The 16,751-nt window shown below is 55.3% G+C and carries 16 protein-coding genes; 9 read left to right on the top strand and 7 right to left on the bottom strand.

Annotated elements, in window-relative coordinates:
* Nucleotides 1-77: 77 nt before the first annotated feature.
* The gene (locus tag LZP73_RS01750) at nt 78-383 is read right to left on the bottom strand and encodes a PilZ domain-containing protein (protein ID WP_234232764.1); all 306 of its coding nucleotides are present in this window, start codon (nt 381-383) and stop codon (nt 78-80) included.
* A 189-nt stretch (nt 384-572) separates the two neighbouring features.
* A complete protein-coding gene (suhB, locus tag LZP73_RS01745) occupies nt 573-1,376 on the bottom strand; it encodes an inositol-1-monophosphatase (RefSeq protein WP_234232763.1) in 804 nt (267 codons plus the stop codon).
* 152 nt (nt 1,377-1,528) lie between these two features.
* On the opposite strand from suhB, the gene trmJ reads away from it, so the two are divergent.
* The 9 genes from trmJ (at nt 1,529) to fdx (ending at nt 8,649) form a co-directional block, all read left to right on the top strand.
* Nucleotides 1,529-2,257 (top strand): tRNA (cytosine(32)/uridine(32)-2'-O)-methyltransferase TrmJ, encoded by a 729-nt coding sequence (gene trmJ, locus LZP73_RS01740; protein ID WP_234232762.1) that lies wholly within the window; start codon nt 1,529-1,531, stop codon nt 2,255-2,257.
* A 13-nt stretch (nt 2,258-2,270) separates the two neighbouring features.
* Nucleotides 2,271-3,092 carry a serine O-acetyltransferase gene (gene cysE / locus LZP73_RS01735; protein WP_234232761.1) on the top strand — a complete coding sequence of 274 codons (822 nt, stop codon included), beginning with the start codon at nt 2,271-2,273 and terminating at the stop codon, nt 3,090-3,092.
* A 209-nt stretch (nt 3,093-3,301) separates the two neighbouring features.
* Complete coding sequence (gene iscR / locus LZP73_RS01730; RefSeq protein WP_234232760.1) at nt 3,302-3,763, top strand: Fe-S cluster assembly transcriptional regulator IscR; 462 nt, start codon at nt 3,302-3,304, stop codon at nt 3,761-3,763.
* A gap of 91 nt (nt 3,764-3,854) precedes the next feature.
* Entirely contained in the window at nt 3,855-5,069 is a 1,215-nt protein-coding gene (locus LZP73_RS01725; protein WP_234232759.1) for an IscS subfamily cysteine desulfurase, read from the top strand.
* Nucleotides 5,070-5,109: 40 nt separating this feature from the next.
* Entirely contained in the window at nt 5,110-5,493 is a 384-nt protein-coding gene (iscU, locus tag LZP73_RS01720; protein ID WP_169563066.1) for a Fe-S cluster assembly scaffold IscU, read from the top strand.
* A gap of 14 nt (nt 5,494-5,507) precedes the next feature.
* Nucleotides 5,508-5,831 carry an iron-sulfur cluster assembly protein IscA gene (iscA, locus tag LZP73_RS01715; protein ID WP_169563065.1) on the top strand — a complete coding sequence of 108 codons (324 nt, stop codon included), beginning with the start codon at nt 5,508-5,510 and terminating at the stop codon, nt 5,829-5,831.
* A 15-nt stretch (nt 5,832-5,846) separates the two neighbouring features.
* On the top strand, nt 5,847-6,371 hold the full coding sequence (hscB, locus tag LZP73_RS01710) for a co-chaperone HscB (protein ID WP_234232758.1): 525 nt from the start codon (nt 5,847-5,849) through the stop codon (nt 6,369-6,371).
* Nucleotides 6,372-6,436: 65 nt separating this feature from the next.
* The gene (gene hscA, locus LZP73_RS01705) at nt 6,437-8,299 is read left to right on the top strand and encodes a Fe-S protein assembly chaperone HscA (protein ID WP_234232757.1); all 1,863 of its coding nucleotides are present in this window, start codon (nt 6,437-6,439) and stop codon (nt 8,297-8,299) included.
* Between the two features lie 11 nt (nt 8,300-8,310).
* Nucleotides 8,311-8,649: an ISC system 2Fe-2S type ferredoxin gene (gene fdx, locus LZP73_RS01700; RefSeq protein WP_169563062.1), complete on the top strand. Its 339-nt coding sequence runs from the start codon at nt 8,311-8,313 to the stop codon at nt 8,647-8,649.
* Between the two features lie 236 nt (nt 8,650-8,885).
* On the opposite strand, the gene LZP73_RS01695 is transcribed toward fdx, so the two are convergent.
* The 5 genes from LZP73_RS01695 to LZP73_RS01675 form a co-directional block, all read right to left on the bottom strand.
* The gene (locus tag LZP73_RS01695; RefSeq protein ID WP_234232756.1) at nt 8,886-11,693 is read right to left on the bottom strand and encodes a serine/threonine-protein kinase; all 2,808 of its coding nucleotides are present in this window, start codon (nt 11,691-11,693) and stop codon (nt 8,886-8,888) included.
* Nucleotides 11,686-12,255, bottom strand: a complete 570-nt coding sequence (locus LZP73_RS01690; RefSeq protein ID WP_234232755.1) for an ECF-type sigma factor — start codon at nt 12,253-12,255, stop codon at nt 11,686-11,688. The genes LZP73_RS01695 and LZP73_RS01690 overlap by 8 nt, the downstream gene beginning before the upstream one ends.
* A 112-nt stretch (nt 12,256-12,367) precedes the next feature.
* Complete coding sequence (locus tag LZP73_RS01685; RefSeq protein WP_234232754.1) at nt 12,368-12,661, bottom strand: histidine kinase dimerization/phospho-acceptor domain-containing protein; 294 nt, start codon at nt 12,659-12,661, stop codon at nt 12,368-12,370.
* 102 nt (nt 12,662-12,763) lie between these two features.
* Entirely contained in the window at nt 12,764-13,435 is a 672-nt protein-coding gene (locus LZP73_RS01680) for a response regulator (protein ID WP_234232753.1), read from the bottom strand.
* Nucleotides 13,436-13,448: 13 nt separating this feature from the next.
* Nucleotides 13,449-16,610, bottom strand: coding sequence for an ATP-binding protein (locus LZP73_RS01675; protein ID WP_234232752.1), 3,162 nt, complete (start codon nt 16,608-16,610; stop codon nt 13,449-13,451).
* Nucleotides 16,611-16,751 lie beyond the last annotated feature (141 nt).

Below are 16,751 nucleotides of genomic sequence, written 5' to 3'. Positions count from 1 at the left end.
GGTCCCCGCATAACCACACCCCTGAGATTAAGTGTAGGCCAGGCGGCTTGAGCCCGCAGCCCATCCGGGCTTCGAACTTAAAAGAGTTGCAGCGCTATCCGGAAGTGACAGCTACCTTCGGCGCTGCAGCGACCGACCTGACCCCTGAGGTTATTCTCTCTTTCAGTATGTGGCGACAGGCTAATGTACACCAGCTGCCCCAGGGGGAGGGGGTGTTGCATGCAGAGGAGCATGCCCCGACGGCCGATATTCAGACATAGCCCCTCACTGGCATGGGCTTGCTCGTTCGCATCCAACCAGTTGAGCCGTACCGGCTCGGCTTCCATGTCGAGCCGCAGGGAGCGGCGCTGCTCGTCAAAGCTGGCTGAGTCGTCATCCGTCATTCACTCTTCCCCAACTGAATAGCCTGATAACACTACTATAGTAGAGCGGGTTTGCTCCTGTGAAGCGAACAAGGCCATGCCGGGGATGGGCGCATTGGGGTCAAGAGGAAAAGCCTGGGAGGGCAAGAGAGGCATAAAAAAACCGCCCTCTGCAGTCAGAGGGCGGTTTTCAGTCGGGTCTGCGGCGAATTAACGCTTCAGGCCTTCGTTCAGCAGTGGGCGCATGGTCTTGACGATTTCAGAGGTGACCTTAGGAGCACCGGCCACTATGTTGCCCGATGCCAGGTAGTTATGATTACCTGTGAAGTCGGTCACTGTGCCACCGGCTTCGCGACAGATGAGATCACCTGCGGCTATGTCCCATGGCTTGAGACCGATTTCGAAGAAGCCGTCCAAGCGACCGGCGGCAACATAGGCCAGATCCAGGGCGGCAGAGCCGGCGCGGCGCAGATCGGCACACTGATTGAAGACTTCAGCGAAAATTTTCAGATAAGATTCTGTGTGCTGACGGGCCTTGAACGGGAAGCCTGTGCCTATCACGCAAGGGCTCAAATCGTTGACATTGCTGACACGGACACGGAAATCATTGAGTTTGGCGCCTTTACCGCGTACAGCAGTAAACAGCTCTTCACGGACAGGGTCATAGACGACGGCGACTTCTGTCTTGCCTTTGTATTGCATGGCAATAGAAACGGCGAAATGTGGGATGCCCCGAACGAAGTTGTTGGTGCCATCCAGAGGATCTACTATCCAGATATAGTCTTTGTTATCGCCGCGGTTTTCGCCTTTCTCTTCCCCGACTATGGTGTGGTCAGGATAAGACTTACGGATCTGGTATGTGATAGCTGCTTCCGCTTCCTTGTCTACACTGGTAACAAAATCATTGATTCCCTTGGCACTCACCTCAATACGGTCGAGTTCAGTATAGGCACGCATAATAGTTTGGCCTGCGGCGCGGGCGGCGCGCACGGCAATAGTCAGCATCGGATGCATTGCAATCCCCTGGATGTTAAAGAACGGATAAAATAGCGAGCCGCATTATACCCGTTTTGCCGGTTATATCAAATGCGGATTTTCATATAAGCATTCCCACTCGGCTGTGATAATATCTTTGCCATGTTTTTTGAATTAAATTAAGTGGTTTCATGCTCAGTAATATTCGTGTCGTGTTAGTCGGAACATCCCATCCAGGTAATATAGGTTCTACCGCCAGGGCCATGAAAACCATGGGGTTATCAAACCTGTATCTGGCTGAGCCCAGGGTTGAACCCGACGGCCATTCGATTGCACTCGCCGCCGGCGCATCGGATATTCTCAAGGATCTGGTGCGGGTCGACTCCCTGGCCGAAGCCATCGCAGATTGTAGCCTGGTGATCGCCACCAGTGCCCGCAGCCGCACCCTGGACTGGCCCATGCTGGAGCCGAGAGAGGCGGGGCAGAAGCTGGCAACCGAGAGCCTCAATGGGCCCGTGGCTATCGTCTTCGGTCGCGAGAACCATGGCCTGAGCAACGAAGAGCTGCAGCAATGTACCTATCATGTGGCTATCCCTGCCAACCCCGAGTACAGCTCACTCAATTTGGCACAAGCTGTGCAGATCATCTGCTATGAGACCCGGGTCGCCCATCTGGCATTGGCCGCCGAGCCCCAGGCGCTCGAGAGCGAGTATCCTTTGGCGGCGGATCAGGAAAGGTTCTTCGACCATCTGGAGAAGACCCTGCTGAGTACAGGCTTTATCATCAAAAATCATCCTGGGCAGGTGATGACCAAGCTGCGCCGTCTGTTCAGTCGTGCCAGAATTGAAGCACAGGAGATGAATATCCTGCGTGGCATCTTGACCTCTATAGACAAACAGGTTGAACCTAAACAGAAGTAAGGTGGGATAAGACATGGCTGTGATAGCTAGGCTAAAAGAAGACATTGAATCTATTTATCACCGAGATCCTGCGGCGCGCAGTGCGATTGAAATACTGCTTACCTACCCGGGGATGCATGCCATCTGGCTGCATAGGATCAGTCATAAATTCTGGAAGCGAAATTGTCGCCTGACGGCCCGTTGTCTGTCGACTTTCTCCCGCTGGCTGACGGGGATCGAAATTCATCCCGGCGCCACCATAGGACGACGTTTCTTCATCGACCATGGCATGGGGGTAGTGATAGGGGAAACCGCCGAAATAGGTGACGATTGCACCCTCTATCATGGGGTCACCCTGGGCGGCACGACCTGGCAGGCGGGCAAGCGTCACCCCACCCTGGAGAACAATGTGGTGGTGGGCGCCGGGGCCAAGATCCTCGGCCCTATTACCATGCATGAAGGGGCGCGGGTGGGATCTAACTCTGTGGTGGTCAAAGACATAGAGAAGGACACCACGGTAGTAGGTATTCCCGGGCGTGTGGTGGCCAAGCCCACCATGCACTCGAAAGAGAAAACCGAGCGCCGCAGTGCCATGGCCAAGAAATACGGTTTCGACGCCTATGCCGTGTCACCGGACAATCCGGATCCCGTCGCCAATGCCATAGGCCAGATGTTGGATCATATGCACCTGATGGACTCCAAGGTGCAGGAGCTATGCCAGGCCGTTCAATCCATGGGCGGCAGTGTCTGCACCGAGAAATTGCCCGAGTTGGATGTGGGTGAGTTTATCGATGCCGAACATGCGGCGGCAGAGAAGCGCCAGAGTACCCTGGATGAATTCGATCCCATCATATAAATCGCCACTTATTTGCCGAAACGCCGATTAATTGCCCTCGCGGCATTGAATCCTGAGCCGGAAAAAGGTTAAATACCCCCGCCAGATTGGTGGGAGTATTCAGGCGGTTTTCGCCGCTAATACTTGAGTGTTTTACTCGGTTTTATACTTGACTAAATTACTCGGGTATGGTGAAATTCCCCCATACCTGTTTGGGAGCAGTGGTCGATATGAAACTTACATCTAAAGGTCGTTATGCGGTAACAGCAATGCTGGATGTTGCTATTCATTCTGCATCCGGACCTGTTCCCTTAGCGGATATCTCTGAAAGACAAGGGATTTCGCTTTCCTATCTAGAACAACTCTTCGCAAAATTAAGAAAGCACGGCCTGGTTGCCAGCGTGCGCGGTCCCGGCGGTGGATATCGCTTGGGACTGGAGGCCAATGAAATCTCCGTGGGAATGGTGGTGCATGCGGTCGATGAGTCCGTGGAGGCGACCCGTTGCAACGGACAGGCAAATTGCCAGAGTGGCACTCGTTGTTTAACTCACTCTTTGTGGGGCGATCTGAGTAAGCAGATTTCAGATTTTTTAAATAGTATCAGTCTTGCCGGTTTAATGCAGAAACGAGACGTGCAGTTTATCTCACTCAAGCAAGACAAAATACAGAAGGAACAAAGGATTAGCGCCTAGCTCTTGAGCTGTAATTCTTTGTTAATATTATAAAATTATTTATGTACCTTGTATGTAGCCTCGGTAGAGACTGCTCAGTACGGAGTGTGTTATGAAGCTTCCTATCTATTTAGATTATGCCGCAACTACGCCAGTCGACCCCAGGGTCGCTGAGAAGATGTTCCAATGTATGACAATGGACGGCATTTTTGGCAATCCGGCATCCCGTTCACACAGGTACGGCTGGCAGGCTGAAGAAGCTGTCGATATCGCCCGTAACCAGGTGGCCGAGTTGATCAACGCCGATCCCAGGGAGATTGTCTTTACCTCGGGTGCAACCGAGTCGGATAACCTGGCGATCAAGGGCGTTGCGCATTTCTACAATAAGAAAGGCAAGCACATCATCACCAGCAAGACGGAACATAAGGCGGTATTGGATACCTGTCGTCAGCTGGAGCGTGAAGGCTTCGAAGTGACTTATCTCGAGCCGGCGGCCAATGGCATCATTCCTTTGGATAAGCTGGAAGCGGCGATGCGCCCCGACACCATATTGCTCAGCCTGATGCACGTTAACAACGAAATAGGTGTCATTCATGATATCGATGCCATAGGTGAGCTGTGCCGTGCCAAGGGGGTCATATTCCATGTGGATGCGGCTCAGAGCGCCGGTAAGTTGCCGATCGATGTGCAGGCGACCAAGGTGGATCTTATGTCCATTTCCGGTCATAAGATGTATGGCCCCAAGGGCATAGGCGCCCTGTATGTGCGTCGCAAGCCGCGTATCCGTCTCGAGGCGCAGATGCATGGCGGTGGCCATGAGCGCGGTATGCGCAGCGGCACCCTGGCGACCCATCAGATAGTCGGTCTGGGCGAAGCGGCGGCGATAGCCAAGGCAGACATGCAAGCCGATAACGAACGCATCCGTCGCCTATGTGACAAGCTGTGGAATGGCATCAAGAACATAGAAGAAACCTACATCAATGGGGATGCCGAGCAACGTTATTGCGGCAACCTCAACGTCAGCTTCAACTTTGTCGAAGGTGAGTCGCTGATGATGGCACTCAAAGACCTGGCGGTTTCTTCGGGATCTGCCTGTACCTCGGCCAGTCTCGAACCCAGCTATGTGCTGCGGGCGCTGGGCTTGAACGACGAGATGGCTCACAGCTCTATCCGCTTCTCCATCGGCCGTTTCACTACCGATGAAGAGATAGATCACGCGATTGAAACTATTAATCAATCTATTGGTAAATTGAGAGAAATGTCTCCCCTGTGGGAAATGTTTAAAGATGGGGTCGACCTTAACCAGGTGCAATGGGCCCATCACTAATACCTAACTCAAGACCGATAGCGCATTTTGGAGCAGTATCATGGCTTACAGTGAAAAAGTAATAGACCACTATGAAAACCCGCGTAACGTTGGGTCTTTCGACAAAAACGATCCTTCAGTGGTGACCGGCATGGTGGGTGCGCCCGCCTGTGGTGACGTGATGAAGTTGCAGCTGAAGATAGGTGCCGACGGTATCATAGAAGACGCCAAGTTCAAGACCTATGGTTGCGGCAGCGCCATCGCCTCCAGCTCACTGGTAACAGAATGGGTGAAGGGCAAGACGGTAGAACAAGCGGCCTCGATTAAAAATACCGACATAGCCGAAGAATTAGCCTTGCCGCCGGTAAAAATTCACTGCTCTATTCTGGCCGAAGACGCCATTAAAGCGGCATTGGACGAGTACAAATCCAAGCAAGCTCAGTAATCCCTGGAGTTAAGATGGCAATCACAATGACCCCAGCCGCCGTTGACAGAGTCAAATCTTTCATGGCGAACCGTGGTAAGGGACTCGGCCTGCGTTTGGGGCTGAGAACCTCTGGCTGCTCGGGTATGGCCTATGTGCTTGAGTTCGTTGACACCCTCAACGACGACGATGAAGTTTATGAAGTCGAAGGGGTGAATATCATCATAGATGCCAAGAGCTTCATCTATCTGCAGGGCATAGAACTGGATTTCGTCAAGGAAGGTCTCAACGAAGGCTTCCAGTTCAACAACCCCAATGCCAAGGGTGAGTGCGGTTGTGGTGAGAGTTTCACCGTCTAATGGCCTGAGTAACCCATGAATTATTTCGAGCTGTTCAGGTTCACGCCTGCCTTCACCATCGACACCGCCCTGCTTGCCGAGCGTTACCGTGAGCTGCAAAGGGCGGTGCACCCAGATAAGTTTGCCAACGACACTGAGCAGCAAAAGCTGCTGTCTGTGCAACGCACCGCCCAAATCAACGATGGTTTTCAAACCCTCAAAGATCCTATCCGCCGCGCCGAACACATGTTGGCGCTCAGGGGGATAGACTTGAGTCATGAGACCACCACGGTCAAAGATACGCAGTTTCTGATGCAGCAGATGGAATGGCGGGAAGCCCTGGAAGACATAAGTCACAGCCAGGCGCCTGAGCCAATGATCGACGAGTTGTACCAGTCTTTCGCCGCCTATCAGACCGAGCTGACCCAACTGCTGGCCGCTTTGCTCGACAGCGAACTGCATACTGACTGGTTGCTGGCGGCGGATCAGGTGCGCAAACTTAAATTTATGGCAAAATTGCATAACGAGCTGACCCGGGCCGAAGATGCCCTGTTCGACTGAGGCAATTTTGTCCGGTAATTCGCCGGCTTGAGTAGTAAGCCGGCTCTTGATCAAGTTGGAACCCTATGGCCCTTTTGCAGATAGCCGAGCCCGGTCAAAGTGCCGCGCCACATCAACACAGACTCGCGGTGGGAATAGATCTCGGCACCACAAATTCCCTGGTGGCCACAGTTCGCAGTGGTGAGACAGCGACCCTGGCCGATGAGCAGGGCAGGCATTCACTGCCTTCCATAGTGCGCTATACCCCAGATGCGGTCGAAGTGGGTTATCAGGCCGCCTTGAGCTCGGCTCAAGACCCCCATAACACCATAGTCTCGGTGAAGCGTTTCATGGGCCGTAGTCTGGAGGATATTCAGTCCGGTCCCCAGAGCTTCGCTTATGAGTTTGCTGCCAGTGATAACGGCTTACCCCTGTTTGTCACGGCCCAGGGCAGAGTGAATCCTGTGCAGGTCTCGGCCGAAATCCTGCGACCCTTGGTCCAGCGCGCCGAGCAAACCCTGGGCGGCGAACTCCAGGGGGTGGTGATTACCGTGCCTGCCTATTTCGATGACGCCCAGCGTCAAGGCACCAAGGACGCGGCGGCGCTGCTCGGGGTGAAGGTATTGCGCCTGCTCAACGAGCCCACGGCGGCGGCCATCGCCTACGGCCTGGATTCCAAGCAGGAAGGGGTTATCGCCATCTATGATCTGGGCGGCGGCACCTTCGACATCTCGATACTGCGCCTCAATCGCGGCGTGTTCGAAGTGTTGGCGACCGGGGGGGATTCGGCCCTGGGAGGCGATGATTTCGATCATCTGCTGCAGAACCATCTGCAGCAAGCCTGGCAATTACCCGGCCTGAGTCCACAGCTGGGGCGTCAGTTACTGATAGAGGCGCGCCGGGTGAAAGAGGCCCTGACGCAAGAGGCGAGTGTGCTCGCCAGCCTGACCCTGGCCGATGGCAGCCTGTTGCAGCATACAGTGACCAAGGCGGATTTCGAGGCCCTGATCGCCTCTCTGGTGAAGAAGACCATAGGCAGTTGCCGGCGCGCGCTGCGCGATGCCGGCGTCACGGCCGATGAAGTGCTGGAGACAGTGCTGGTGGGCGGCTCGACCCGGGTGCCCTTGGTGCGCGAGCAAGTCGAGCACTTCTTCGGCAAGCCGCCTCTGACCTCGATCGATCCCGACAAGGTGGTCGCCATAGGCGCCGCCATTCAGGCCGACATTCTGGTGGGCAACAAGCCCGAATCCGATCTGTTGCTGCTGGACGTGATCCCCTTATCCCTCGGCATAGAGACCATGGGGGGCCTGGTGGAAAAGGTAGTGTCGCGCAACACCACCATTCCGGTCGCCAGGGCCCAGGAGTTTACCACCTTCAAGGATGGGCAAACGGCCATGGCCTTCCATGTGGTGCAGGGCGAGCGTGAGCTGGTAGCGGACTGCCGCTCCCTGGCGCGTTTTACCCTCAAGGGTATACCGCCGCTGGCGGCCGGGGCGGCGCATATCCGAGTGACCTTCCAGGTGGATGCCGACGGCTTGCTGAGCGTCACCGCCATGGAGAAATCCACCGGGGTGCAGGCCAGCATTCAGGTCAAGCCATCGTTCGGTTTATCCGACACGGAAATTGCCCTCATGCTGAAAGATTCGATGCAACATGCCAAGGACGACATCGCCAGGCGCATGCTGGCCGAACAGCAAGTCGAGGCCGCCAGGGTGCTGGAGTCGCTCAATGCGGCGCTGCATAAAGACGGGGATTTGCTCGATGCCGCCGAACGTGAGGCGATCGATGCGGCCATGACCCAATTGGTGCTGGTCGCAGGGCAGGACGATACGGATGCTATCACCAAGGCCATAGAGGCCTTGGATGCACAGACCCAGGAGTTTGCCTCCAAACGTATGGACAATTCTATTCGAGCCGCGCTAAAAGGGCAGTCGGTCGACAATATATAGGTGAATCAAGTATGCCACAATTAGTCTTTCTTCCCCATGCAGAGCTATGTCCGGATGGCGCCGTCATCGAAGCCAAGGTAGGGGAGACCATACTGGATGTCGCCCTGCGCAGCGGTATCAACATAGAACATGCCTGCGAGAAGTCCTGCGCCTGCACTACCTGCCATGTGATAGTGCGTGAGGGTTTCGATGAACTGGAGCCCAGCGAAGAGCTCGAAGACGACATGCTGGACAAGGCCTGGGGCCTGGAGCCTGAGAGTCGCCTGTCTTGCCAGGCCAAGGTGGTCGACAGCGACATGGTGATCGACATTCCCAAGTACACCATCAACATGGTCTCTGAAAACAACTAGTCGGCTTGGCTGAAATCAAGTTAAAAAAGGGTAATAACAAACTGATGTTATTACCCTTTTTTTATGGTCAACACCTCTGAAAGCCTATTCTGGGTTGGCTGTGAAAAGTAAAAAGGTCACTGACAATATTCCCTTTGGCATTTTAGCTGCGTGATTTCCAGCCAAAATGCCTTTAACCCAGTTTCTATGGCTAAGTTTCTATAACTAAGTCCCTATAAATAAGTCTCTAGTTAGCCTTAGCCTCGCTGCATGTCGACCAGACGGCGAGTCTGCTCGGCGATTCGGTAGTACTGCGAGTCGGGTTTAAGTTTTTGTTGCAGCAAAGGCGCTGCTTCTGCGGTTATTTCGCGGGCTTTGCGTGTGTCTCCCTGATGCCATAGCGCCTGCGCATCTTTGAGGCGGATCAACTGGCCCTCGACCGACCCCGGAGGGTGGTATTTTTCGGCCAGCTGCCAAGCCCGGCCAAGCACCCTATGGGCCTGTTGCCACTGCTGCGTTGCCAGGTAGTAATCGCCCTCGATGCGCAGCAGAGTGACATGGGCCACATGCTCAGGCGGGAAATGGGCATCGAATATGGCTTTGGCGCTTTGCAGCTTGCGGTCTGCTTTTGCCAGGTCGTGATTATTGAGGGCGACTGCACCCTGCAGCAGTGCAACCAGCCCCAGGTTGTAATCGCCTTTTTGGAACTGCTGTTCGGCCTGGGCATAGAGCTCGTCAAGCGCTTGATCGCCAATGGCGGCTTCACCGAGAAACGAGCGGCTGTAGGCCAGGAATAAACGGGCAGGGAAGGTCTCCAAAGTTGAGTCCGCGTAATGCGGGCTGAGCAGCGCCAACGCTTGCTCAAAATCGTCCTTGCTGGCTTGAAAGTTGCCCAGTTCCAGATGGGCCTGGCCCCGGTCCGAGTGATAATTGCCTATGGTTGTCTGATTGGTCAGATCGCCGGCCAGTTCTTGGTTGAGGATATCAATTTCTTCCTGGTAACGTCCCTGGTCGGTGAGCAGATAGGCATAAGACTGGGTCACGGTTTGATTGAGCTGGGCGTTAGGGTCGAGGATTCTGTGCGCCAGCTGATAGGCGCGCACTATGGCCGCCTCGGCTTTGTCATAATCGCCGAGGTGACGATAGGTATTGGACAACATCCGCAGGGTATTCAAATTCTGCGGATGGTTGGCGCCGAATAACCGCTCCGTATCGATCAACAGGGCGGTCAAAACGTCTATGGCCTGGGTATATTCCTGGGCATAGTAGTGCATATAGGCGATGTGAAAGCGGATTTCCAGCGGTGTTGTGTCCTGTTCGTCAGGGTGTTGCTGCCAGTAGGCATCGGCCTTGAGATAATAGTCCTGCGCCTGTGCGAACTGGCTTTGCTTTTCAAAGTACAGCCCCAGATCATAATTCACCAGCGCCCTGTCTTTCTCGCTGGCACCGGGTGCCTGTGCCATTTGCTCGCCCTGGCGCAGGTAGCTGAGCGCTTCGTCAAATTGACCGGCACTGGTATAGGTACTGCCGAGCTCGGCGACATCGACCAGGGTCGGCTGTCTGCCGTCTTGTTGTTTCAGCTTAAAGGCTTCTTCCATCAGGGCGACGGCCTGTTGATCCTGGCCCAAACTGTTCTGTACCCTGGACAAGACGCCGAGCAGCCGGGATTTGACGTCCGGCTGTTGCGACAAGGTGTTGCGGGTTTTGGTCACCGCGGAATTGACCAGCTTGTCGATGCTGATCGCTTCACCCTGGGCATTTGCCGGCGAGGCGGCGTCGAACATGTCGGTCAACAGCTCTATGACTTTTCCCGCCGTATGGGTTTGCTGCAGCAGACTGGCCTGGGTGGTGATCAGCGTATCTCGTTGCTCGGTCAGCGAGCGATTGAGCTGATTGGTGGCCACCAGGCCTGTGGTCATGGCGACCGCGAGCGCAGAAGCCAAGGACGAGGCCACAGGATGGCGTTTGAGCAGCTTAGCGAATCGATAGCCTGCCGTGGTCGGGGTGGCGGATACCGTCTGTCCTTTCAGGAAACGTTTGATGTCCCAGGCCAGCTCGCTGACCGACGGGTATCTGTCTTCGGGCAGCTTTTGCAATGCCTTGAGGGCGATATTGTCCAGGTCTTTGGCGATTCGTTTGTCGTGATTGCCGGGTGGGAGCGGCATGTCGCGGCAGATGGCGTCGAGAGTTGCCGCCATGTTGTTGCGATCTACTGCATTGGCCGACTTACCGGTCAGCAGTTGATAGAGCAGGGCACCCAGGCCGTAGACATCGGTCGCCGTCGTGGTCGGTTCGCCGAGCACCTGCTCCGGGCTGGCGCAGCTCAGGGTCATCGCCAGCATGCGGGCGGCGCCTTGCTCCTCTTGCCCCTGCTGAAGCAGGCGGCTGGTGCCGAAGTCGAGCAGCTTGACTACGCCATCCTGGTTGACCAATAGGTTTTCCGGTTTGAGATCGCAGTGAATGATCAGCCGGTTGTGGGCGTAGCCGACCGCGTCGCAGACGTTGAGAAAGAGTTCGAGTCTTTGTGCCAGCGACAGTGAGTTGGCGACACAATAGTCCTGCAGGTTCTCGCCCTCGACATATTCCATGACCAGATAGGGACGTTTATCGTCGGTCAGACCGCCGTCGAGCAGCATGGCTATGTGTGGGTGCTGAAGATTGGCCAACAGCTGACGCTCGGCGGCAAAATGCTGGTGATCATCCGGCCCTGAAAATGAGGGGGCGAGTTTGATTGCCACCTTTTGCTGATATTGGCCGTCGGCCCGTTCGGCAAGCAATACCACGCCCATCCCGCCGACGCCGATTTCTTCGAGGATGCGATACTGGCCGAGCAGTTGGCCTGGCTGGAACTGCAGGCTTAATTCGCGCATATGCTGGCCTATCACCCGCTGCGCGTGGCCGGCGATGTGGACGGTTTTGCTGGCGCTCAGGTGATCGAGCAGCCGCATCACCTCACTGCGTTCGGCCTCGGTACAGTTGCTTTGTTCGACATAGAGGCTTTGTTCTTGCGGGGGAAGGTCCAGACAGGCGTCGAACAGTTCTTTAACGCGTTTGAGATCAGACATGGGCCGCGTTGTCTCCTTTATGCAGGCGATCGTATAAAAATGTTCGGGCAAAGGTCAGTTCCCGTTCCACAGTACGCAGGCTGAGCTGCAGGGTGTCGGCCACCTTCTGTTGGGGGAAACCGGCAAAGTAGTGCAGTTCGACTATGGCCTCCATTCTGTCGCCCAGACTGCTCATCTGTTGAATGCATTGCTCGACGGCGATCAGTCCCTCGTTCTCACAGTCCTCGCTGAGCAGTTCGTCGAGCCATTGGGTTTTTATCGCGTTATTGCCGCGCTTGTCGGCCGATTTTGTCCGGGCGTAATCGATCAGCAGATGGCGCATCGCCTTGGCAGCGGTACGGTAGAGGTGTTCCTTACTTTGATATTTGCCTTCCGATTCGATTAATTTAACGCAGGCCTCATGCACCACTTCCGTCGTTTGCAAGGTCAGGTTGTTGGCATATTGTGCCAGGATGCGGCCGGCGCAACGTTTCAATTCGCGGTAAAGCGTATCGCTGATCATCAGGTCGGCCGCTGTCAGCTGGGCAGTGATAAAACTTGGCTCTGTCGCGGGTAACTGCATAAGGGGACCTTTTCCAACAAGGGTGAGTGTGTACGTACCGGATCCGAAGCGCATTGTATCGTTATTTGTGCTTATAGAGACTCGCAATAGGTACCGGGCCAACGGAGCTGAACTACTGGTCTTGTGTGGTTTTCATTTGCAGCAATTCGTCCATTAAGTGTTCGAATTCTTGAAATTTCGCATCCAGTCGGGCAAAGGCTTGATCCTTGTTATCGTACATCTCGTCCTGTATCGCTTCGACATAGAGTTTGATGACCGACAGTGGGGTACGTAATTCGTGTGCCAGGGCGGCCAAAAACGCCGCCTTTCCGGCCTGACACTCGGCGCCGCTCAAGGGGGTGTCGTCATCCTCGGCGGCCGGCAAGGTTAGGGCCGCCGCCGACCGTGGCTGGAAAGGCTGTTTCATCGTTTCTCTGTCACCATTGCAAAACCTGTTGCTGAAGAGTAGAACAGCAAATTATGCAGTGAGTGTGCAGAAATCAATTGAACTGAGTATCGACTCAAAGGTTCAGCAGAGGGCTTCGTACTTGTAACCTGCGCCGTAGATGGAGCGGATCAACTCCTGTTCCATGCCCATGGCCGCCAGTTTCTTGCGCACGTTGCGAATATGACTGTCTACCGTGCGGTCGGACACACAGCGATAGTCCTGGTAGACAAGATCCATTATCTGTGCCCGGGAGTAGATGCGGTTGGCATTCGAGTACAAGAGGTGAAACAACTTGAATTCAATGGCTGTGAGTTCCACCGACTTCCCGGAAAAGTACAGATGAAAACTGGCCGCATCCACCCTTAAACCGTTGTCGTCTGCCTGACTGCGATGCATTCGCCGCAGCTGTACCTTGACCCGTGCCACCAATTCCTTGACCGAAAAGGGTTTGCAGAGGTAATCGTCGGCACCTATTTCCAGGCCCAGCAGGCGATCCACTTCCTCCACCTTCGCCGTGGTCATTATGATGGGCAACTCGGAAAAGGCGCGGATCTCCCGGCACACCTCCAGCCCCTGCTTGTTGGGCAGGTCGAGATCCAGCAGTACCACAGCCGGGGTATGGTGTTTTACCCAGGCGGCCACACCGACACCATCATCGAAGTGCCGGGTGTTCAGCCCAGCGGCGTGCAGGTACATGAGGACGATTTCGGCAATTTCCAGGTCGTCTTCGACCAGGACGATAGTATCTGTCATAGGATCCCGAAGTTTAAAGCGGCAGCCGTATTGTAATAGCCAAACCACCCAAGACGGAAGCTCCTGCCGAGATTTCTCCGTCATGGGCCTCGGTAATGGACTTGCAGATCCATAGCCCCAGTCCGGAGCCGGACTGGCTCTTGCTTCGGGTGGATTTTGCGCGGTAAAGTCGTTCAAACACTTTCCCCAACTCCTCGTCGCTGATCGAAGGTTTACTGTCTTCGACCCTGATTGTCACTCTGGCGCTGTCTTGAGTCAGCGTCACTCGGACCTGGCCGTGTTCATCCGTGTAGCGGAAACTGTTCTTCATCAGGTTGTTCAGTACCTGTGTAATACGGCCTTCGTCGATCAGCAACTCGACGGGATGCGGCGTGTCGTCGTGCCATGTAAGCCGTAGGTCTTTTTGTTGCATCATGGGTCTGAAGGCATCGACAGTCGAGGCCAGCAGTGCGTTGATTGGGGTAGTTTGTCTATGCAGAGTCAGCGCGCCGGATTCCATCAGGGATAACTGGTAGATATCTCCCACCAAATGGTTCAGCCCTGTGATACGCTGTTGCAGCGTTTCGTAGGATTTTTCACTCGGCTGCAGTACGCCGTCCTGCAGGGCTTCGAGCTGCAGCTTGACCATGGCGAGCGGGGTGCGCAGATCATGGGTCACTTCGGCGAGCATCTGGTTTTTCTGCTCCATCAGCTCTGTCATCATCTCCGCCTTGCGCAGCGCTTCGCGTTTCTCAAAGATTTCCTTCTGTTTGCTCTTGGCCACCGCCAGGCGCCAGCGGAACAACCAGTACAGCAGCAAGGCGAGCAGCAGCAGAGCCAGGAGACGGAACCACTGGGTCTGGAAAAATTTGGGCTCAATATCCACTGCCAATATCAATGGCGCGCCGCTCCAGTCGCCTTCGCGATTGCTGCCTTCGACAAAGAGTCGATAGTGGCCCGGCGGCAGGGCAGTGTAATTGGCCTGACGCACATCGGCCGGGGTGGTGATCCATTCGGGATCATAACCGTCCAGTTTGTAACGATATTGATTTGCCCTGGGCTCGGAGAAGTCGAGCGCGGCAAAGCGCAGTGAAAATTGGTTGGCCGAGCTGGGCACCCGAATACTGGGTGTCGTGTCATCAAAATTCACCTCTTGGTTGCCGATCATAAGCTCGGTCACCACCAGGGGGGCGCGATAGTGCCCCCTTATCCCGGCATCCTGGTCAATCAGCACCAAGGCATCACGGGAGGCGTGCAGCAGCTGGCTGTGGTTCAGGCGCAGGAAATTTTTGCCTTGGCCCGTGTCCAGGGCGCCATCGGTCTCGGTCAGGGCCTGCAGCAACCTGCCGTCCTCGTCCAACAGGAAATGGCTGCCGAGCCAGTATTGGCCGTTTTCCAGTTGCAGCAGGGTCTCTTCATTTTCGAGCTTGTCCGTCACTTCTGTGGCAAAGGGAGCAAAGCGCATAGTGTCATCTTGCCTGGACACAAGTTTGTCTATGCCGCCCTTGTGGTACACCAGGACTTCTCCGCGCCGGTTCTGCAGAAACTGCACTATGGTGTTGTGCCTCAGGGTGCCGGCCGTGCCCTGTTCCCTGGAGTAAAACTGCACCCGGGTCTGGCCACTGTCTACCAGGCCCAAGCCACTGGTTGAGCCCACCCATAACCGGTTGCTGTCATCGACCATCAGCCTGCGCACATAGGTTATGAAGGGACTGCCATCGCTGTGCTTGGGGAAGCTGAAACTGCGGCTGTGCAGATCCAGCTTGAGCAGGCCGCGATCCGAGCCGACCCAAAGTTCCCCCTGTTTGCCGAGCGCCAGGTGACGCACATACACCCCCTCTGTCTTGGTCAGTGGCAGGCGGAATTCTTCCGCCGTGCGTTGGCTGCGGTCCACCCTGAAGATGTTGCCATTGCCGCCTCCGAGCCAATAGATGTCATCCGTTTCCCTGATCCCTGAGAAAAACGACTGCTTGGCCAGGCTAGGCTCCTTGAGCAGGGGGGCGGTTTTCCCTGTGGTCAGGTCGAGCTCTATGGGTTGGTGCTGATTGAAGATGATGAGTTTCGACTCACTGACCTTCAACAGGTTGGCCAGGTAGGAACCGAAGGTGTTCGCCAGTTGGGGAGAGAAGCGATCAAAATAGTGGAAGCGGCGGGTCTGGGGGTTAAAGAATTGCAGGCCAAAGTTGGAGACGCCAATCCATATCAGTCCATCTTTCGATTTGAGCAAAGGGTAGGCGACATCACCGCGCAGGCCGTATTTGTCGAGCAGATTTCCCCTCAGTTCCTTCTGCAGCCGCCCGGTCACAGCGTCGCGGATCTCCAATCCCAGGGAGCCAGACAGCCACATCTGGCCATCGTCTGTCTCGACAATGGCGGTATTGGCGGCATCGGCACGGGAGGCGGGGGACTCCAGCTTTATGGCCGTTTGGCTATCTCTATTCAGGATAAAGGTGCCCTGCTTTTGGGTGGCCAGCCAGATGCGCCCATCTTTGGCCAGATGGATGCGCCTTATTACCACCTCTGCCAGCAGGGCGGGTTCCCTGATCAAGGCAAATTGCTGCGCCCCTGGGGCCAGTTTCGCCAGCCCCTTGGCAGTGGACAGCCATAGGCTGCCGTCGCTGTCCGCTTCCAGATCCAGCAGGTAATTGAAGTACCTGTCTTTGGTATCATCGGCGGAAACGAAATGGCGAAATGTCTGAGTCGCTGGATCCAGCCGGTCCAGGCCAAAGCTGTGTGCCAGCCACAACTTGCCCTGGGCATCCTTCTTGATGGCGTTGACCTGGTTACCGCCCAGGGAGACGGGATTGTCTTGATCTTTGCTGAATTGGCTGAATTGGTAAGTGCGCAGATCGAGTCGCAGCAGGCCGCTCGACAGTGTCCCTATCCAGAGGACATCGCCATCGGCGAGCAAGGAGCGCACATAGATGGCTGACACATCGAAGGGCATGCCTTCCGAGGTCATCTTGCGGTTTTCATAGCCATCGAAGCGAAACAGGCCCCTCTGGGTACCAACCCAGATAAAGCCCCTGTCGTCCTGGGCCAGCTTCAAAATTTCCTTATTGGCAAGTCGGCCGTCGGCCTCGGCCGTGAACAGGGTCGGGGAAAACAGCCCGGGGTCATACTGGTCGTCAGCATGACACAGGCAACAAAATGCCAGGAGAAAACCAATGCTTATCTTGGTACAGAAGGCGGGCATGTCAGTTCTTATAATATTTGTTATTGGGGAAATTTTGTCATACTGGCACTGGGAGTGCCAGCGTTAAACTTCTGCTCCGAGCACAGCAAGGTTCACTATCCCTGCGGTTGCACTTCAGTTTTCAGCCGTCTTTCGCTCTCA

Source organism: Shewanella sp. AS16 (assembly GCF_021412365.1).
Lineage (GTDB): Bacteria > Pseudomonadota > Gammaproteobacteria > Enterobacterales > Shewanellaceae > Shewanella > Shewanella salipaludis.
This window is presented reverse-complemented; position numbering and strand designations above follow the sequence as displayed.